Source organism: Pseudomonadota bacterium, from assembly GCA_039028935.1.
Lineage (GTDB): Bacteria > Pseudomonadota > Gammaproteobacteria > Steroidobacterales > SZUA-146 > SZUA-146.
The window spans coordinates 15704-31803 of the sequence record JBCCHD010000011.1 but is presented as its reverse complement, the minus strand read 5'-3'; the positions used below and the strand labels follow the sequence as shown (position 1 = coordinate 31803).

At 57.6% G+C, this 16100-nt stretch carries 18 protein-coding genes; 17 read left to right on the top strand and 1 reads right to left on the bottom strand.

Going from position 1 to position 16100, the window contains the following annotated elements:
- Positions 1–14: 14 nt before the first annotated feature.
- The gene (locus AAF465_07330) at positions 15–479 is read left to right on the top strand and encodes a hypothetical protein (GenBank protein MEM7082531.1); all 465 of its coding nucleotides are present in this window, start codon (positions 15–17) and stop codon (positions 477–479) included.
- A 15-nt stretch (positions 480–494) separates the two neighbouring features.
- Here the strand turns inward: AAF465_07330 and AAF465_07325 are convergent, their stop codons facing one another.
- A complete protein-coding gene (locus AAF465_07325) occupies positions 495–1184 on the bottom strand; it encodes a serine/threonine protein kinase (GenBank protein MEM7082530.1) in 690 nt (229 codons plus the stop codon).
- Between the two features lie 48 nt (positions 1185–1232).
- Between AAF465_07325 and AAF465_07320 the strand changes: the two genes are divergently transcribed.
- From AAF465_07320 to AAF465_07245, 16 genes are all read left to right on the top strand, one after another.
- Positions 1233–2273, top strand: a complete 1041-nt coding sequence (locus AAF465_07320; GenBank protein MEM7082529.1) for a GGDEF domain-containing protein — start codon at positions 1233–1235, stop codon at positions 2271–2273.
- 168 nt (positions 2274–2441) lie between these two features.
- Positions 2442–2765: a cytochrome c gene (locus tag AAF465_07315; GenBank protein MEM7082528.1), complete on the top strand. Its 324-nt coding sequence runs from the start codon at positions 2442–2444 to the stop codon at positions 2763–2765.
- A gap of 11 nt (positions 2766–2776) precedes the next feature.
- Positions 2777–3151, top strand: coding sequence for a cytochrome c (locus tag AAF465_07310; GenBank protein ID MEM7082527.1), 375 nt, complete (start codon positions 2777–2779; stop codon positions 3149–3151).
- A 116-nt stretch (positions 3152–3267) separates the two neighbouring features.
- Positions 3268–4377 carry an MlaE family lipid ABC transporter permease subunit gene (locus tag AAF465_07305; GenBank protein MEM7082526.1) on the top strand — a complete coding sequence of 370 codons (1110 nt, stop codon included), beginning with the start codon at positions 3268–3270 and terminating at the stop codon, positions 4375–4377.
- Positions 4378–4379: 2 nt separating this feature from the next.
- Positions 4380–5135, top strand: a complete 756-nt coding sequence (locus AAF465_07300) for an ATP-binding cassette domain-containing protein (protein ID MEM7082525.1) — start codon at positions 4380–4382, stop codon at positions 5133–5135.
- Positions 5132–6082 (top strand): MlaD family protein, encoded by a 951-nt coding sequence (locus AAF465_07295; GenBank protein ID MEM7082524.1) that lies wholly within the window; start codon positions 5132–5134, stop codon positions 6080–6082. Before AAF465_07300 ends, AAF465_07295 begins: the two co-directional genes overlap by 4 nt.
- The gene (locus tag AAF465_07290) at positions 6082–6717 is read left to right on the top strand and encodes an ABC-type transport auxiliary lipoprotein family protein (GenBank protein ID MEM7082523.1); all 636 of its coding nucleotides are present in this window, start codon (positions 6082–6084) and stop codon (positions 6715–6717) included. The genes AAF465_07295 and AAF465_07290 overlap by 1 nt, the downstream gene beginning before the upstream one ends.
- 95 nt (positions 6718–6812) lie before the next feature.
- Positions 6813–7628, top strand: coding sequence for a lysophospholipid acyltransferase family protein (locus tag AAF465_07285; GenBank protein ID MEM7082522.1), 816 nt, complete (start codon positions 6813–6815; stop codon positions 7626–7628).
- Positions 7629–7762: 134 nt separating this feature from the next.
- Complete coding sequence (locus tag AAF465_07280; GenBank protein MEM7082521.1) at positions 7763–8701, top strand: SDR family oxidoreductase; 939 nt, start codon at positions 7763–7765, stop codon at positions 8699–8701.
- Between the two features lie 9 nt (positions 8702–8710).
- A complete protein-coding gene (locus AAF465_07275) occupies positions 8711–9157 on the top strand; it encodes an OsmC family protein (GenBank protein ID MEM7082520.1) in 447 nt (148 codons plus the stop codon).
- Between the two features lie 180 nt (positions 9158–9337).
- Positions 9338–10297, top strand: a complete 960-nt coding sequence (locus AAF465_07270; GenBank protein ID MEM7082519.1) for a MoxR family ATPase — start codon at positions 9338–9340, stop codon at positions 10295–10297.
- A gap of 100 nt (positions 10298–10397) precedes the next feature.
- Positions 10398–11249: a DUF58 domain-containing protein gene (locus tag AAF465_07265; protein ID MEM7082518.1), complete on the top strand. Its 852-nt coding sequence runs from the start codon at positions 10398–10400 to the stop codon at positions 11247–11249.
- 6 nt (positions 11250–11255) lie between these two features.
- Positions 11256–11723, top strand: a complete 468-nt coding sequence (locus AAF465_07260) for a DUF4381 domain-containing protein (protein ID MEM7082517.1) — start codon at positions 11256–11258, stop codon at positions 11721–11723.
- Complete coding sequence (locus tag AAF465_07255; protein MEM7082516.1) at positions 11690–12724, top strand: VWA domain-containing protein; 1035 nt, start codon at positions 11690–11692, stop codon at positions 12722–12724. Before AAF465_07260 ends, AAF465_07255 begins: the two co-directional genes overlap by 34 nt.
- Entirely contained in the window at positions 12721–14478 is a 1758-nt protein-coding gene (locus AAF465_07250; protein ID MEM7082515.1) for a VWA domain-containing protein, read from the top strand. The genes AAF465_07255 and AAF465_07250 overlap by 4 nt, the downstream gene beginning before the upstream one ends.
- Positions 14472–16070 (top strand): BatD family protein, encoded by a 1599-nt coding sequence (locus AAF465_07245; protein MEM7082514.1) that lies wholly within the window; start codon positions 14472–14474, stop codon positions 16068–16070. The genes AAF465_07250 and AAF465_07245 overlap by 7 nt, the downstream gene beginning before the upstream one ends.
- Positions 16071–16100 lie beyond the last annotated feature (30 nt).

Here is a 16100-nt window from a genome sequence, read left to right as displayed (position 1 = left end):
CAATAAAAAAGTGCATGACGACCATACGATTACTCGTGGTAGATGAGAACGATCATTTTCTTCTGCCACTAACACATTTTGCGCACACCCTACCGGCACTCGAGCTGACGGGCGTACTCACAAATATCGATGAGCTCACGGACTTCGATGGCGAGTCGCCGGACATCGTGCTGATGGCGTCGGCGCTGCTCAAACAAGACGGTGTTGAGATATTGCGATCGCTCAAAGCGCGCTGGCCCTCCACACGCTGTTATCGACTCACCGTGTTTGATGAATCCCAATACGATGAGAATGCTGGGCTTCGAGGTCTGGATGGATCCATGCCACGCTCGGAAATTGAGCGTCATCTCAAAGCGATCGTTTCGCAGTTGCAGTCAGGCTCGAGTAAGACCACACAACCGGACGACACCGACGAGAAGGGGGATGCCTTAACCGATCAGGATATCGGTGACCACGAGCGCAAGGGAGACGATCAGTAAGGGCGTGTGAGGGCGTTAGAGTTGTCGATCATTTGCACCCTCCCGATCGCGCCATTTCAGCAGGCGTCGAGTGATAAACAAATACAGTCGCTTGCCCGTCTGGCGCCAAAGCCTGGAATGCCAGGCGGGTGTGGCGAGGATGCGCTGCTCACGGGCGGTGAGCGCATGGGGCACATAGCTGCGTTTGTGTTTGAGTAGGTGGCGAATGTCTTCCATGGCGAGCTGACGAAACCATTGTGTGCGTTGAGCAAAGACGCCCGCGAGCTGGAAATCAACCAATCCGGCAGTGCCGTCGGGCCGCACCAGCCAGTTAGGCTCCTTGGCGCTGTCGTTATGAACAACGCCCGCTCTGTGGAGCGCGCGAAGCAGTACGCGCGCGCTTTTAAAGTACCTTGCGTCGTGCGGTTTGGCGGCCTGTAGCGGTTGGCCGTCGACAAACGATCGGGTGAGGCGAATGCCGTCCCAGTCGAGCAAACTCGGGAGCGCCGAGGAGTTTGGCAGAGCGGCCAACGCCCGCGCTTCGCGAGCCGCTAAACGACGAGCCAAGGGGCGCAGCCACCATCGTGCGGTGCTGAGGTCTCGCACGATGACGGTGTCGCCGTTCGCGCTGTTCGACGGATGAACGCGATAGACGGCGCCGAACAGATCGGTTTTAAGGACAACGCGGTCCGCCTTGGCGTCACGCGAATAGGTGGTAAAGGACATGATTCTCAAATACGCAAGCAATCTCACTCTGGAGCACGGACCGGCAACATGAGCATGCACACCACAGACCCGCACACGACGGCGAGCGCACCGGCCCCGGCCGCGCAACGGATGGTATCACCGATGAAACTCTCGACGTTACATTCGCTTAATTCGACCTTCTTCAGCGATGCGGCACTGTTTGATGCCGTCACGCCCGATAGTGTGGCCCATTACCTCAACGGGTGTGAGATTCAATCCGTGCCGGCCGGAGAAGTGCTGCTCACGCCGGATGCGGCCAATAACCGTCTGTTTGTCTTGATTAATGGTTCACTTGAAGTGCGGCTTGATTCGCTTGAACGTGCCCCGTTAACACGCCTTGCTCCGGGCGAGTGTGCGGGCGAGATGTCCATGATCGAGGGCCGCACACCCTCGGCGTATGTGGTTGCCGCCGAGGCATCACACGTGCTGGTTATCTCGCACGACATTCTTTGGGCGATGGTTGGTGCGAGTCACGCCATCGCGCGGAATTTGCTCGTGATTTTGAGCGGGCGATTGCGTTCCGACAACGCCATTATCGCCGACAGTGCCGTGATCATTCGCCACTTTCAAAAGAAGTCATTTACCGACGCGCTGACCGGGCTCAACAATCGCCGATGGATGGAAGACTTCTTTACCCGCGAACTTGCCCGGGCGCAGATCAACGGCCAACCGGCTGCGTTTGCCGTCGTTGACATCGACCATTTCAGTGCCTTCAACAATCAGTACGGTCATCTGGTGGGGGATCTGGCCCTGGGCGCGGTCGCCGAGTCGCTGATCGATCATTTTCGTAGCGACGACCTCATCGCGCGGTATGGCGGTGACGAGTTTGTGGTGCTACTGCCGGGCGTCAGCATTGATGAAGCCCGTGACATTGCCAGCCGCGTACGGGCGGGCTTGCACCAGGCGAGCAAAAAGTTGGCCACAACCGTCAACAACTGTCCCGGTGTGAGCGTGTCGATCGGCTTGGCGTCGCTCGACGATGACGACACGCTCGAGAGTTTGATGGCCAAGGCGGATAGAGCCCTATACCGAGCGAAGGAAAAAGGGCGCGATCAAGTTTCGGACTAGCCCCCAATAGTCGCCCGTTCTGCGGCGCTCAGCGCATTGATGCGCCGCCGATTAGTGTTCCGATGACGCCGTTGAAACTACGCTTTGATCACCGACAGTGGTATTCTCTTACCGCGCTGCACGAGGAGCGCCTGTCTCCCATCCTGACCATCGAACGGGACACTCTGAATGTTATTGAGAATCAGTATCTTAGCGGTATTGCTAGCGGCCACAATGGGCGCTCCTCCGGTCGCTTTGGCCGAGGGTGACGCGCAGGCCGGCAGAATCAAAGCCGAAACATGTATTGGCTGCCACGGCATCGAGGGCTACAAGAACACGTATCCGACGTTTCGCGTGCCGAAACTCAAAGGCCAACACGGAAGTTACATCGCGCTGTCACTGCGTGCCTATCGTTCCGGTGAACGTAAGCACCCCACCATGCATTCCCAGGCCAGCGCGCTGTCCGATCAGGACATTGATGACATCGCTGCCTATATCGAGTCACTGAAATGAGGGGATATAACGTGAACCGTCCGTCAATTCGTCTCAAATCGTTGATCGCGGTCTTCTTACTCGCCTACGCCGGTGCCGCCTGGAGTGCCGACAGCGCCGATACGGATGACGCACAACCGGTCAAGCCCGCGCGTTCCGGTGAAGAGTTGGCCAAAACTTGTGCGGCCTGCCATGGTGCCGAAGGCATCTCGATTTCGCCTGATTTTCCCAATCTGGCCGGTCAATACCGCAGTTACTTACTTCATGCGCTGAAGGACTATCGCTCAGGCGAGCGTGCGAATGCGATTATGATGCCGCTGGTGAAAGATCTGAGTGACCAGGAGCTCAAAAACCTCGCGGACTATTACGCCAATATGTCGGGACTTGATACGTTACCCACCGACTAGCGCTGTGCGGGGTGCGTGGACAATCGGGGCGATGAGAGTCTGTACGGACCGACGCGCAATCTACTGACCTAAATCGCGGTCGAGCGGCGTGTCGCAATCACGGATACCAGGAAGTCATGGCGCGCGACACTGACCCTACTATTCAACAGCACGGCCACACGTTGACGCTCGAGGGCCATTGGCGAGCCGAGTCGTTACCCTCGCTCACCCGTGCACTTGACGCTTTTCGCAATGACGATGCGCTGATCATCGACGCATCGGGGATTGCCTCGTTGGATACCGCCGGCGCGTGGTACCTCACCCGCTCAATACAAGTCTTAGAGCAGCACCAGACGGTATCGCTCGTGGGTCTGTCGGCAAATCACGCCGGACTGATGGAGCTGGTAGCGTCGCATGGCGTGCATCAATCCGATATCCCGCACGAAGAGCACCCCGGTTTTCTGGAGCATATTGGACGCGATACCTACTCGACCGCCAACGGCTATCTGGCGTTTCTGGCCTTCATCGGGCGGCTCACCATGTCATCACTGCGTATTGCGCTAACGCCCGCTCAGTTGCGTTGGTCTTCGGTGGTCAAACACATCGAGGAGGGTGGATTTGACGCGCTGCCGATCGTGGGTCTACTCACATTTTTGCTGGGTATTGTTATCGCCTACCAAGGGGGTATCGCGCTGTCGACTTACGGGGCTAGCATTTATACCGCTGATTTTGTCGGCCTGGCCATGGTGCGTGAACTGTCGCCCCTGATCACAGCGATCATTGTGGCGGGGCGAACCGGGTCGGCGTACACCGCTCAAATCGCCACGATGAAAGTCACCGAAGAGATTGATGCATTGCGCACGATGGGCATTTCACCGGTCGAAGAGTTGGCTTTGCCCAAATTTTTTGCGTTGCTCGTAGCGCTGCCACTGCTCACTGTGTTTGGCGATATCATGGGTCTTCTGGGCGGCATGGTGATGGCCAATAGTCTGCTTGATGTCAGCTTTGCCATTTTTGTTGACCGCGTGACACAGACCGTGTCGCCCACGGACGTCATCGTAGGCGTAGGAAAAGCGCCGGTATTTGCATTGATGATCGCCGCGGTGGGTTGTTATCAAGGCTTTGAAGTTCAGGCGGGTGCCGAGCAAGTGGGGCATCAAACCACGATCAGTGTGGTGCAAGCCATTTTTCTGGTGCTCGTCACCGACGCGCTGTTCTCGGTTGTCTTCAGCAAGCTTGGGATATAACCATGTCCAGTAACGACAATCTGGTCGAAGTTAGCGATGTTGTGACCCGTTTTGGCGATAAAGTCGTGCACGACCGCGTGACGTTCAACATTCGACGAGGCGAAGTGTTTGCGATTGTCGGCGGCAGCGGTAGCGGTAAGTCGACCGTTATGCGTCATATCGTGATGCTGTCGCAGCCCACCGCTGGATCCATCAAAGTGTTCGGCGAAGAGGTGACCCGTCTTGGCGAAATCGAATCACTGCGCTTGCGTAAACGCATTGGCGTAATGTTTCAATATGGTGCGCTGTTTTCCGATAAATCGGTGCTTGAAAACGTCGGTGTTCCGCTTCGCGAACACACCAAACTCGACGACGCCTTCATTGACGAACTCGCCGCGATCAAACTCAAGTTGTCCAACCTCGATGTCAGCGTGGCGCCGCTTATGCCGGCTGAGCTCAGCGGTGGCATGAAAAAACGGGCGGCATTAGCACGGGCTATTGCGCTCGATCCGGAGCTTCTGGTCCTCGACGAACCAGGCTCCGGACTGGATCCGGTGAGTGCCCGCGCACTCGATGAACTAATTTTGCAGCTCAAAGAGCTGCTTGGCCTGACAATTGTTATGATTACGCACGATATGAACTCACTAATGAACGTAGCGGACCGCGCGGTCTTTCTCGGACGGAAAATAGCGCTCGCCTGTGATACGCCGTCACGTCTGGCGCAATCCGAGTATCCCGAGGTCGCCGAGTTTTTCGCGCCGGCGGGGCTGACATCATGACGCCTCGTTCTAGCTACATACTGGTTGGTGTCTTTGTCCTGTTGTTGGGCGCGGCGCTTATCGCCGGTCTTTTGTGGCTCACAACCGGTGGCCCCCCGCGCGACTACGCAGGCTATTTGGTGTACATGACCGAGTCGGTATCAGGATTAAATGTCGATGCTGACGTTAAATACAAAGGGGTGAGTGTCGGACGGGTGAGCGAGGTCGGACTCGATCCTGATAATCCGGAGCGTGTGCGAATTGTGCTGTTGGTGCTTGAGGACACACCGGTCAAGACCGACACCGTGGCGACGCTCGAGCTGCAGGGTATCACCGGCATCGCCAACATTAATCTGACTGGAGGGTCGCAAGCGGCTGGGCTGCTCTTGCCACAAGATGATGCGGACGATTACCCGATCATCGCGAGTCGGCCGTCACTACTCATGCGACTGGATGACAGCGTATCGGAGTTGTTTGCCAGCATCATCGCCACGAGTGATCGACTGGGTCTGCTGCTCAACGAACAGAACCAGGCCAGTGTGGCCGCTACCCTTGCTAATACCGAGCAGCTGACTGCCACACTGAATGCGCGCGCCAATGAGCTGTCGGCGTTGATGAACGATACCGCGCGTTTGATCAATAAAGTTGACGCTGCGACCACCGACTTACCGATTTTGGTTGACCAGTTTGTACGCTCCGCGACGGCGCTCGAACAGATGGCGCTGAGTTTGGCGCAAACCGGTGAGACGCTGCAGGCGACGAGTGCCGATTTGCAAAATACGGTGGCCGCGAGCGGTGGCGACGTGCGTGCCTTTACGGCCAGCGCGTTTCCTCAGGCCACACAGCTCATTCAGGAGCTGAAAATGACGGCGGCCAACCTTCGCGAAGTCAGTGAATCGCTTCAAGATGATCCCAGTCGCGTGCTGTTTGGCGGTCCTACCCCTGAACCCGGACCTGGAGAGGAGTGATGAGACGATTCGAATGGCTGGTGCTCGCGACGGCGGTGATGACGGTGTCCGGCTGTGCGTTATTGCCAACGTTTGGTGCCAAAGACGATTCGCGCGAGCAGATTTACACACTCGACCCTATGATTCGTGACGACGTTGCCAGCGATACGGTGTGTCAGAGTCTGGAGGTGGGGGACGCGTTTGGCGCGCCCGGCTTTCGAACGTCGCGTATGGCCTACAGCACGGCACCCTTTGAAATCGATTATTTTGCGTATGCACGTTGGGCTGATGCCGTGCCGCGACTGTTGCGACAACCGTTGCATCGTGCCTTTGCGTCGCACAGAGGATTTGGCGACGTGATTACCGCACCGGCTCTGGCGCCCACACGGTTTCGCGTCGAAGTCAACGACGTGCGTTTAATACAACGCTTCGAATCGCGTGATGCGACTCAGTCGCGCGTGGAATTCGATGCCAATGTGCGGGTTTTTTCGGTCAATCCCAATCGTGTGCTGGCCACCCAGCAATTCACGCTCACACGGGCCGCGTCAGGCGATCCGGCCAGCGGAGTAGAGGCGGCTAACCGGCTGGTGTCCGACTGGATTCGCGAGGTGGTGTCGTTCACCTACGACGCCTGCCGGTCGTCCGAGGTATCCTAACGTTTTTGTCATGTCGCAGCGCGCCACACGGCCGTTCGTGTTGCGCCGTCGTGAGTGGGCGCGTATAAACTAAAGGCCTGTGCACGGAGTCCATGATGAGTTTGGGAAAAGCGATTAAAGACCGAATCTTGCCGCCGGAAATGGCTGAACAGTTGGCGAGCATTCCTCGCGCGCCCGGTGAGTTCAAGCGCGACCCATGGGGCATGGACAAAGAGCGATCCTGGCTCAGTTTCGCCGTCTGCAAACGTCTATACGATGACTATTTTCGTGTGCAAGCCAATGGGCTTGAAAATGTGCCGACGAAAGGTCGTTTATTGGTGATTGCCAACCACAGCGGGCAGCTACCGATGGATGGCTTGCTCATCGGCATGGCGCTGTCGACCAATCCGCATGGTGCGCGGGCGCCTCGCGCCATGATCGAGCGTTTTTTTCCAACGGTGCCGTTTGTCGGCAATGCGCTCAATCATATGGGTGCGGTGATCGGTGATCCGGTCAATTGCTCGCGCATGCTCGAACACGAGGCCTGCATCGTTGTCTTTCCAGAAGGCATTCGAGGTTCGGGCAAACCGTATGCGGACCGCTATCAATTGCAGCGTTTTGGCACAGGGTTTATGCATCTGGCACTCAAACACAACACACCCATCCTGCCGGTTGGCGTAGTGGGGTGTGAGGAAACCATGCCGAGCGCCGGCAACATAAAGCCGCTGGCCAAACTACTGGGCATTCCCTATTTTCCGCTCGCCTTTCCACTACCGCTTCCGGCGCGCGTCACGCTTAACTTTGGCAAACCGCTCACCTTTGAAGGATCGGTCGACAGTGAGGACGAGGTGGTGGCGCACGTCGAAACGGTCAAGTCGCACATCAATGCACTGATCGAAGACGGTTTGAACGATCGTACGAGCGTCTACTGATGAGCGCCACTAACGCCGACACGCCCGAAAAAAAACGCGACCGAAAACCCGCGAAGCAAACGAAGCCGTCGAGGAAAAAGAAGCGGGCGCCGGCGAAAAAGGCCGCGTCACGTAAGACGGAAAAGGCTACTGTCATGGTGACCGGTGCAGCGGGATCGCTGGCGCGTGAAGTAATCGGTCGTCTGAAAGATCAGTACCACATCGTCGCGGTGGACTTTCGGCGACCTCCAGAACTGGGCGATGACATACCGGCATACGTTGGCGATTTTAATAAGCGGCAGTTTGAAGATATTTTTCGTCAGCATTCGGTGAACGGCGTTATCCATTTGGGCCGCATGGAGTCTGACGAAACGACCCCTGAACGCCGGTACAACGCCAATGTGTTAGGCACACAACGCCTGCTCAACTTGTGCGTCAAGTATGACATTGAGCGTGTCATCGTCCTCTCAACTTTTTTCGTTTATGGCGCCAGTCCCTATAACCCGGTGCTGTTAGACGAAAGCGCGCCGCTCAAAGCGGTGGGTTTGACCAAAGACCTGGTCGATTCTGTTGAACTGGAAAATTTGGCCAACGTGTTTTTGTGGAAACACCGCGAATTGAACATGACCATATTGCGGCCGTGTCACATCACGGGACCGGAAGTGAACAACACCATGAGTCTGTTGTTGGCGCGACCCGTCGCACCGGTGTTAGCCGGCTTTTCGCCAATGATGCAGTTTGTTCACATCTATGACATGGCGCGTGCTGTGACCTTGGCGTTTGAAAAAAACGTACCGGGTATTTATAACGTCGCGCCAAAAGAGTGGTCGGACTATGCGGCCGTACTCAAGGAAGCGGGTTGCCGGCCGTTGTATCTTCCGTCTATTCCACCCGTTTTGCCGCAAACCATCAGCCGCTTTATGCGATGGAAGGCGTTTCCAGCGTTTTTGATCAACTATTTTAAATACTCGGTCATTATCGACGGTTCGTCGTTCGAGAAGACGTTCGGTTACACGCCCGAATATTCACTGGAAGACATTTTGGCCCACTACCGAGAGAGTAAAGTGGCACAAAACAACGGTGAACGTTACTAGGCTTTTTTCGTGTCGACCCATACCGCGTCAATTCAATGGTCCCTCTCTGGCGACTCGTTTGCTTACGATGATTATTCGCGCAATCACGATTGGGTGTTGAGCGAACAACCGATCCGCGCGTCTTCGGCGCCGGAATACCTCGGAGAGCGTAAGCTCGCGGATCCCGAGCAGGCGCTCGTCGCGGCCATCGCGTCGTGTCATATGCTCACGTTTTTGGCCATCGCGTCACGCAAGCGATTGCGCGTGTTGGCCTATACGGACGAGGCGGTCGGCACCATGAGCAAGAACGATCAGGGCCGGCTAGCTGTCACGCACGTGGCGCTGCGCCCGCAGATCACCTTCGCACCGGAGGTGTCGGTGACGCCGGAACAGATTGAGAAAATGCACCATCTGTCGCACGAAGAGTGCTTTATCGCCAATTCGGTCACCACGCACATTGAGGTCATCGCACCCTGAGCTCGCCTGGTCGATGATGCCCACTTCCGATTGCCCACACCGGGAACTCACTCCCAGCCGCTTTATCAAACGCTTGAGCCGCAACGATACGAGGACCCGCCGCATCGGTTACGGGTGAGGGTCTTGGCCTTAGGCGCACACTGCATTACACTGTGCGTAGTTTTTTATTAGCGAATAATTATGCAACAAATACAAGAACTTAAGAGTTACATTTCGCGTTTCATTCTGGGTCAAGAACAGCTGGTCGATCGTCTGCTGATCGCGCTGCTCTGTGATGGACACCTGTTGGTTGAGGGCGCCCCAGGTTTGGCCAAAACCCGCGCGATCAAAGTGATGGGTAACGGACTTGAAGGCGACTTTCAGCGCATCCAATTCACCCCGGACCTGCTACCTGCGGACCTGACCGGTACGGAGATCTACCGGCCGAATGAAGGGCGTTTCCAGTTCGAATCCGGACCGCTTTTTCACAATCTGATCCTTGCCGATGAAATCAACCGTGCCCCGGCAAAAGTACAGTCTGCGCTGCTGGAGGCGATGGAAGAGCGGCAGATTACCGTCGGTTCGGAGACGTACCCTCTGCCCAGATTGTATCTGGTGATGGCCACGCAAAACCCGATAGAACAGGAAGGCACCTATCCGTTGCCGGAGGCGCAAATGGATCGTTTTTTGATCCATGTTCGAATTGGCTACCCCGATGGCGATGCCGAGCGTGAGATTCTGCGCCTGAATCGACTCGAGGCCATTGCGGCCCATGAAGGAACGGAAGCTGAGTCACTCACCGTGAGCCAGGACGTCATTTTTACGGCTCGGCAGGCGGTTCTTGGGCTGCATATGTCCGATGAGCTTGAGGATTACATTCTCAATATTGTGCTGGCAACACGCGATGCCAGCGCCTATGGCGATGACATCAAGCGGGCCATACAGTTTGGCGCAAGCCCTCGCGCGACCATCGCGCTCGATCGTTGCGCGCGTGCACATGCTTGGCTCGAAGGGCGTGATTTTGTGACGCCGGAAGATGTGCAGGCGATGGCGCCCGATGTGCTGCGCCATCGTGTGATTCTAAACTTCGAGGCCGAGGCCGAAGGCATTACCACCGACGACATGATCCACGCCATTCTCGAGCGTGTGGGTGTGCCATAACGTGATGCAATCGGCGAGCAAAGAAGACACGGCTCTGTCACGGGTTCGCGTAAGTAGCGCGGACCTGATCCATCTTCGGCATTTTGCTGGAGGTATCGACATGTCTTCAGGGCTCGTGCGCAGCAAGCAAACGGGAAATCGCCTATCCACGTTCAAAGGTCGTGGTATGGACTACGAAGAATCGCGGCGCTATCAGCATGGGGACGATCGACGCAATCTGGATTGGCGGGTCATGGCGCGAACTGGCACCCCGTACACCAAGTTGTTCCGCGAGGAGCGTGAACGCCCGGTCTATTTGTGCCTCGACGTGCGGGCGGCCATGCAGTTTGCGACACAGGGACGTTTTAAAGCAGTGGTTGCGGCGCACGCGCTCGCGATGGTGGGTTGGGCGGCGTTTGCCCACGGTGATCGCGTAGGTGGCGTCGTATTCGGTGGGCGACAGCGACTCGAGCGACGGCCTGCACGCGGTAAGCGCGCCATTCTCAATTGGATTCACGATGTCAGTCGCGCCGACAATTGGACGGTCGATCAGTCGGGCGAACGACGACCGCCATCGGCTTTGCAAGGCGAACACCTGCGCGACAAACTCCAGCGGATATTTCGCGTGAGTCGGCCCGGTAGTTTGCTGGTGATTGCGACGGACTGGCGCGATTTCGATGAGGCGACCGAACGTCAATTAATGAAGCTGGCGCAACACAACACGTTGTTGTTGTTTTTTGTGTACGACCCCCTCGAAGCTGAGTTACCGCCGCCCGGTGTTTACGCGGTGACGTCGGGCGACGACGTGCTGGCGATGGACAGCCGCGGTCGTGCGCGCCGATCCGACTACCAGGCCTCATTCAACGCGCGCCGCGCGCATGTGCATCGTGCGGCTGCAAAAATTCAAGCCACATGCATTGACGTGTGCACGCGTGATGAGGTGTCGTCCGTCGTGCTGCGCGCCCTGCGGTAAGCCAACATGAGCGATCCGCTGGAAGCCTTGCGCGACATTCATCTTCCTGATGCGATCAGCTGGTGGCCGTTGGCCTGGGGTTACTGGGTGGTGATGCTTTTACTGCTGGCAACCGGCTGGTTCATGTGGCGTCGGTATCGACAATATGCTGTGCATCGCGCCGCGATGAAGACGTTGCGAGAGTTGGATAGGCGCTATCAGTCGCATGGTGATTCGCATCGCCTTGCTCGAGAGATCAATGTGTTGCTAAAACGTACCTTGCTCACACTGCAGCCGCGAACGCAGGTCGCGAAGTTGGCGGGAGACGCCTGGCTGGATCGATTGCAGTCGACTGGTAGCGGTTTTTCCTTTAGTGATGCGATGCGCGAGGTGTTGGCGCGCGATATCTATCGACAGACAGCCCAACTCGATGCGTGCGAGTTAGTCAACGAATGTCGCCGATGGATTCGCGCCTTGCCGCGGGTGAAAGGATGACGCTGCAGTTCGAATGGTGGTGGGTATTTGCTCTGTTGCCGCTGCCGCTGCTAGCGCGGTGGTTGCTCAAAGGCCGCACGCCGCTCACCGAGTCGGCGCTGCGCACCGCATTCGCCGAGCAACTGCATGGTGAGGGCGAAACCTGGTCGCCGGCGCGCAATCTGTTTTTCCTTCTGTTGGCGTCGCTCATCTGGCTACTGTTGGTGGTGTCGGCGAGCCGGCCCCAACTGCTTGGCGATCCGCGGCCGCTGCCGGTGGCCGGCCGTGATCTGATGATGGCCGTTGATGTGTCTGGCAGTATGCGGTTGCGCGATTTCCGTCTGAGTGGACGCCAAGTTACACGGCTAGCCGCGACGAAAAGCGTAGCGGGCGATTTTATTGAGCGACGCGTTGGCGATCGGATGGGTTTGATCCTGTTCGGCCGACGCGCCTATCTGCAGACGCCGCTCACCTTTGATCGCCGCACGGTTGCGCAACTGCTCGATGAGTCGTTTGTTGGAATGGCCGGCAGTGAAACGGCGATTGGCGATGCCATCGGTCTGGCCATCAAACGCTTGCGCGAGAACGATGTTCAAAAGAAAACCCTCATTCTGCTGACAGATGGGGCCAACACGGCGGGCGCTGTCGATCCGCTCAAAGCCGCGCAACTCGCCGCCGTGGAGGGCTTAACCATTTATACGGTGGGCATCGGCGCGGATCCTCGCTCATTTGCGAGTATTTTCGGAGGTCAGGGAGCGCGCACCTCTAGCCTCGATGAGCGCACGCTGCAGACGATCGCGAACACCACGGGCGGTCGCTATTTTCGAGCGCGCGATGCGCAGGAGTTGGCGGACATCTATGCCTTGCTCGACGAGCTGGAGCCGGTCAGTCATGAAACGGCGGGCTTTCGTCCATCTCGTTCGTTGTTTCACTACCCGCTTACCGCAGCGTTGCTGTTGACGGCACTGTTGTTTCTATTGCGTCAGAGTTGGCATGGTTTTCCGAGGAGGCAGTCCGCGTGAGCCTCTTCGATTTGTCGACCCTAAGCGCCTTTCACTTTTTGCGTCCTTGGGTACTGCTCGCTTTGTTGTTGTTGCCGGCGCTGTATTGGCTTGGACGGCGTGCACAGGCGCAACGCGGTGCCTGGGCACGGCTGGTAGACCCGGCGCTTCAGCGTTTCGTTCTCACCACGTCTGTTGACGGCGAAACGCGTCGTCGGTGGCCGGCATACTGGCTTACCGGGTTGCTGATTGTTGCTCTCGCCGGACCGGCTTGGGAGCAGCTCCCTCAGCCGGTTTTTACGCAGCAGCACCCGGTGGTGATCGCGCTCGATTTATCACAGTCGATGACGGCCCAGGATATCCTGCCGACACGTCTGCAGGTCGCGAAAATTAAATTGCGGGATGTGTTGCGACAGCGCCGCGACGGCCAAACCGCACTTGTGGCGTTTGCTGGGGACGCGTTTTTAGTAACACCGCTTACCGACGACACGCGCACCATCGTCTCAATGCTACCGAGTCTTACGCCGCGCACAATGCCCAGTCAGGGCAGTCGTCTGGCACCGCCCATTCAAATGGCGACGCGGTTGCTGGATCAAGCTGGCGGTGAACCGGGCGAAATTGTGGTGATTACCGATGGCGTGTCCGACGAGAGTGATGCGCGTACTGCGTCGCGTGAGGCGCGCGAGGTGGGGCATCGTGTGTCGCTGATCGCAGTCGGTACCGCTCAGGGTGGGCTAGTGCGGGATACCCGCGGTGAATTTCTGCGCGATCGACGTGGCGAAATGGTCATGGCGTCGGTCAACCGCGCGTTGCTCGAGGACATCGCCGCCGACGGTGGCGGCACCTTATTCGACACGACACTCAGTGATGCGGAGATTGAATCGTTGTTATCCCGTCCACTGGGTGACTATTCGGCGGCGTTAAATGAACAACAGTTTGCCACCGACCTATGGCACGAGCAGGGGCCACTACTGGTGCTTCTGTGTCTGCCATTTGTGGCGCTTTGGTTTCGACGCGGCACGTTGTTTTGTGCGGTGTTGGCGTCGGTGTTACTGACACCACCGCCGGCACAGGCCGGTCTGTGGGACGATCTGTGGGAACGACCGGATCAACAAGGTCAAACGGCCTTCGACGACGAGCGCTATGCTCGAGCCTCCTCCCTATTTGAGCATCAGCGTTGGAAGGCCGCTTCGCTGTACCGGGCTCAGGAGTATGCGCAAAGTGCCGAGGCGCTGTCGGGCTTGGATACGCCGGCCGACAATTACAATCGCGGCAACGCGCTGGCCAAGGCGCAGAATATTGACGACGCGATCAAAGCCTATGAGCGCACACTCACACAACAGCCCGACCATGACGACGCGCGCTTCAATCTGGAGTTGCTAAAACAGCTTCAGGACTCTCAAGAAAACGAACAAGAGCAGCAAGAAGACGGTGAAGAATCGTCCGATGGCGACCAAAGCGATGGCGAGAGTCAAGACAATGGCGACGGTCAGGACAGCGACGCGGACAGTGGCGAATCGCAAGACGGCGAACCGGAAGGCGAACAGAATGAAGAGCCGAAAAACGCGGAGTCGCAAACCGAAGAAGAGCGGGAGGCCGAGCAGCGTGAAATGCAGGCGCAACTGTCCGAACAGATGACCGAGGAAGAACAGCAGCAAGCGGTGGAACAATGGCTGCAGCGAATCCCGGATGATCCGGGTGGTCTGTTGCGGCGTAAATTCAAGCGTCAGTATCGAGATCGCGGGGAACCGCGTAGGTCAGGTGAACAATGGTAAGACAGCAGGGCGTTATATTGGGTGTGTTCTTTTTGTTGACCACCGCGGTTTTTGCGAACAATGCGTCACTGACCGTTGATCAGACTAACGTCGAAAAAGATCAGACTTTTACGGCGGTGTTTACGTACAAAGGTCAGCTTGAAACCGAACCGGATTTCTCAGCGCTTGAAGAGGACTTCGCGATTCTGAGCCAAGGACTGAGCAATAGCGTGGAGATCATCAACGGTAACTACCGTGAGCAAAAAAGCTGGAACATGGTGTTGTTACCCAAAAAAGAGGGCGCACTCACGTTGCCGCCCATTACTTTTGGCAACGATCAGTCTAATGCGGTCACCATTAATGTGTCGCCGCCTAAACCGCGCAGCAATGAGGATTTAGGCGATCTGTTTCTTGAGACCGAGCTTACGCCGGAAGGGGGCGGTTACGTGCAGCAACAGCATCTGTTCACCGTCCGCATTTTTTATCGCGGCTGGTTGCTGGACGGACAGCTGTCGGATCCCCAGCTTGACGATCAGGATGTGGTGGTGCAGTCGATGGGCGAACCAAGGCGATATTCGGTGACGCGCAACGGCGAGCGATACCAGGTGTATGAGCGGCGCCACGCGCTATTCCCTCAGGCCAGTGGCGACATGCTGCTCGGCGAAACGACTTTCTCAGGACGCATCCGTTTGCCCGAAGGCGGCAATCGACTTAAAAGCGTGGCGTCACCGGCTATACAACGCACGGTGAAACCGGTGCCTGCTGCGTTTACTGGCGACACCTGGTTGCCCGCTGAAGCGGTGTCGATCACCGATATCTGGCCGAACGACAATTTGGCATTCGAGCAAGGTGTACCCATCTCACGCACCATTACGCTCGCGGCAACGGGGCTCACATCCGCTCAGCTTCCCGCGCTCAAGCTCGAGGGCAGCGAGGCCTTGCGCGTGTATCCAGATCAGCCAACCGCGGGCGATCGAGTCGGTGAGAAGGGGGTGCTCGGCTCTCGCACAACCACGGTGGCGTTGGTGCCACAAACCGCGGGCGATGTGGCACTCGCGCCAATAACAATCAAGTGGTGGGATACCGTCGACGACCGTGAGCGTACGGCGACGTTGGCTGCCCGCACACTGTCCGTGTTGGCGGCACCCGGTGTCGCTCAGTCCAGCGATGCGCCCGTGACCACTCGTGCCGTGCCGCTGCACCGCAACCACTGGTTCTATGCCACGGTGGCGTGTGCGTTAGGCTGGTTGCTGACGCTGATGGTGACACGAAAACGCCGCACTTCGGATACGGTGCAGACCTTAGTGCCGGCCCCCGACGCTTTTGAACAGCAGCTCAAGCGTGCTTGTGACGCCCACGATGCCAAGACTTGCCTTGCTCTGCTCAATACGCGTTTGCGCGCGTCACCGGATTCAGAACGCGGCCTGACGCGTGCACAACGCGACGCCCTGCGTGCACCGCTGAAAGCGCTCAATGAGTTCCTCTACGGGCCTCAAGCGGATCGGTCGCGTCATAACTGGCAAGGCGGTGCCGATATATGGGCCGCGTTTCAAGCCGTTAATCCGACGCGCAGCAAACCAGCGGCACCGCTGGCGTCACTCGCGGCCGGATAGGGATCGCGCCGCGCGTTCGGTACTCGGCTA

Bases quoted from the DNA above. Each gene is read 5' to 3' on its own strand.
- AAF465_07330 (MEM7082531.1), top strand. From the start codon at position 15: ATGACGACCATACGATTACTCGTGGTAGATGAGAACGATCATTTTCTT.
- AAF465_07325 (MEM7082530.1), bottom strand. From the start codon at position 1,184: ATGTCCTTTACCACCTATTCGCGTGACGCCAAGGCGGACCGCGTTGTC.
- AAF465_07320 (MEM7082529.1), top strand. From the start codon at position 1,233: ATGAGCATGCACACCACAGACCCGCACACGACGGCGAGCGCACCGGCC.
- AAF465_07315 (MEM7082528.1), top strand. From the start codon at position 2,442: ATGTTATTGAGAATCAGTATCTTAGCGGTATTGCTAGCGGCCACAATG.
- AAF465_07305 (MEM7082526.1), top strand. From the start codon at position 3,268: ATGGCGCGCGACACTGACCCTACTATTCAACAGCACGGCCACACGTTG.
- AAF465_07300 (MEM7082525.1), top strand. From the start codon at position 4,380: ATGTCCAGTAACGACAATCTGGTCGAAGTTAGCGATGTTGTGACCCGT.
- AAF465_07295 (MEM7082524.1), top strand. From the start codon at position 5,132: ATGACGCCTCGTTCTAGCTACATACTGGTTGGTGTCTTTGTCCTGTTG.
- AAF465_07290 (MEM7082523.1), top strand. From the start codon at position 6,082: ATGAGACGATTCGAATGGCTGGTGCTCGCGACGGCGGTGATGACGGTG.
- AAF465_07285 (MEM7082522.1), top strand. From the start codon at position 6,813: ATGAGTTTGGGAAAAGCGATTAAAGACCGAATCTTGCCGCCGGAAATG.
- AAF465_07280 (MEM7082521.1), top strand. From the start codon at position 7,763: ATGGTGACCGGTGCAGCGGGATCGCTGGCGCGTGAAGTAATCGGTCGT.
- AAF465_07270 (MEM7082519.1), top strand. From the start codon at position 9,338: ATGCAACAAATACAAGAACTTAAGAGTTACATTTCGCGTTTCATTCTG.
- AAF465_07265 (MEM7082518.1), top strand. From the start codon at position 10,398: ATGTCTTCAGGGCTCGTGCGCAGCAAGCAAACGGGAAATCGCCTATCC.
- AAF465_07260 (MEM7082517.1), top strand. From the start codon at position 11,256: ATGAGCGATCCGCTGGAAGCCTTGCGCGACATTCATCTTCCTGATGCG.
- AAF465_07255 (MEM7082516.1), top strand. From the start codon at position 11,690: ATGGATTCGCGCCTTGCCGCGGGTGAAAGGATGACGCTGCAGTTCGAA.
- AAF465_07245 (MEM7082514.1), top strand. From the start codon at position 14,472: ATGGTAAGACAGCAGGGCGTTATATTGGGTGTGTTCTTTTTGTTGACC.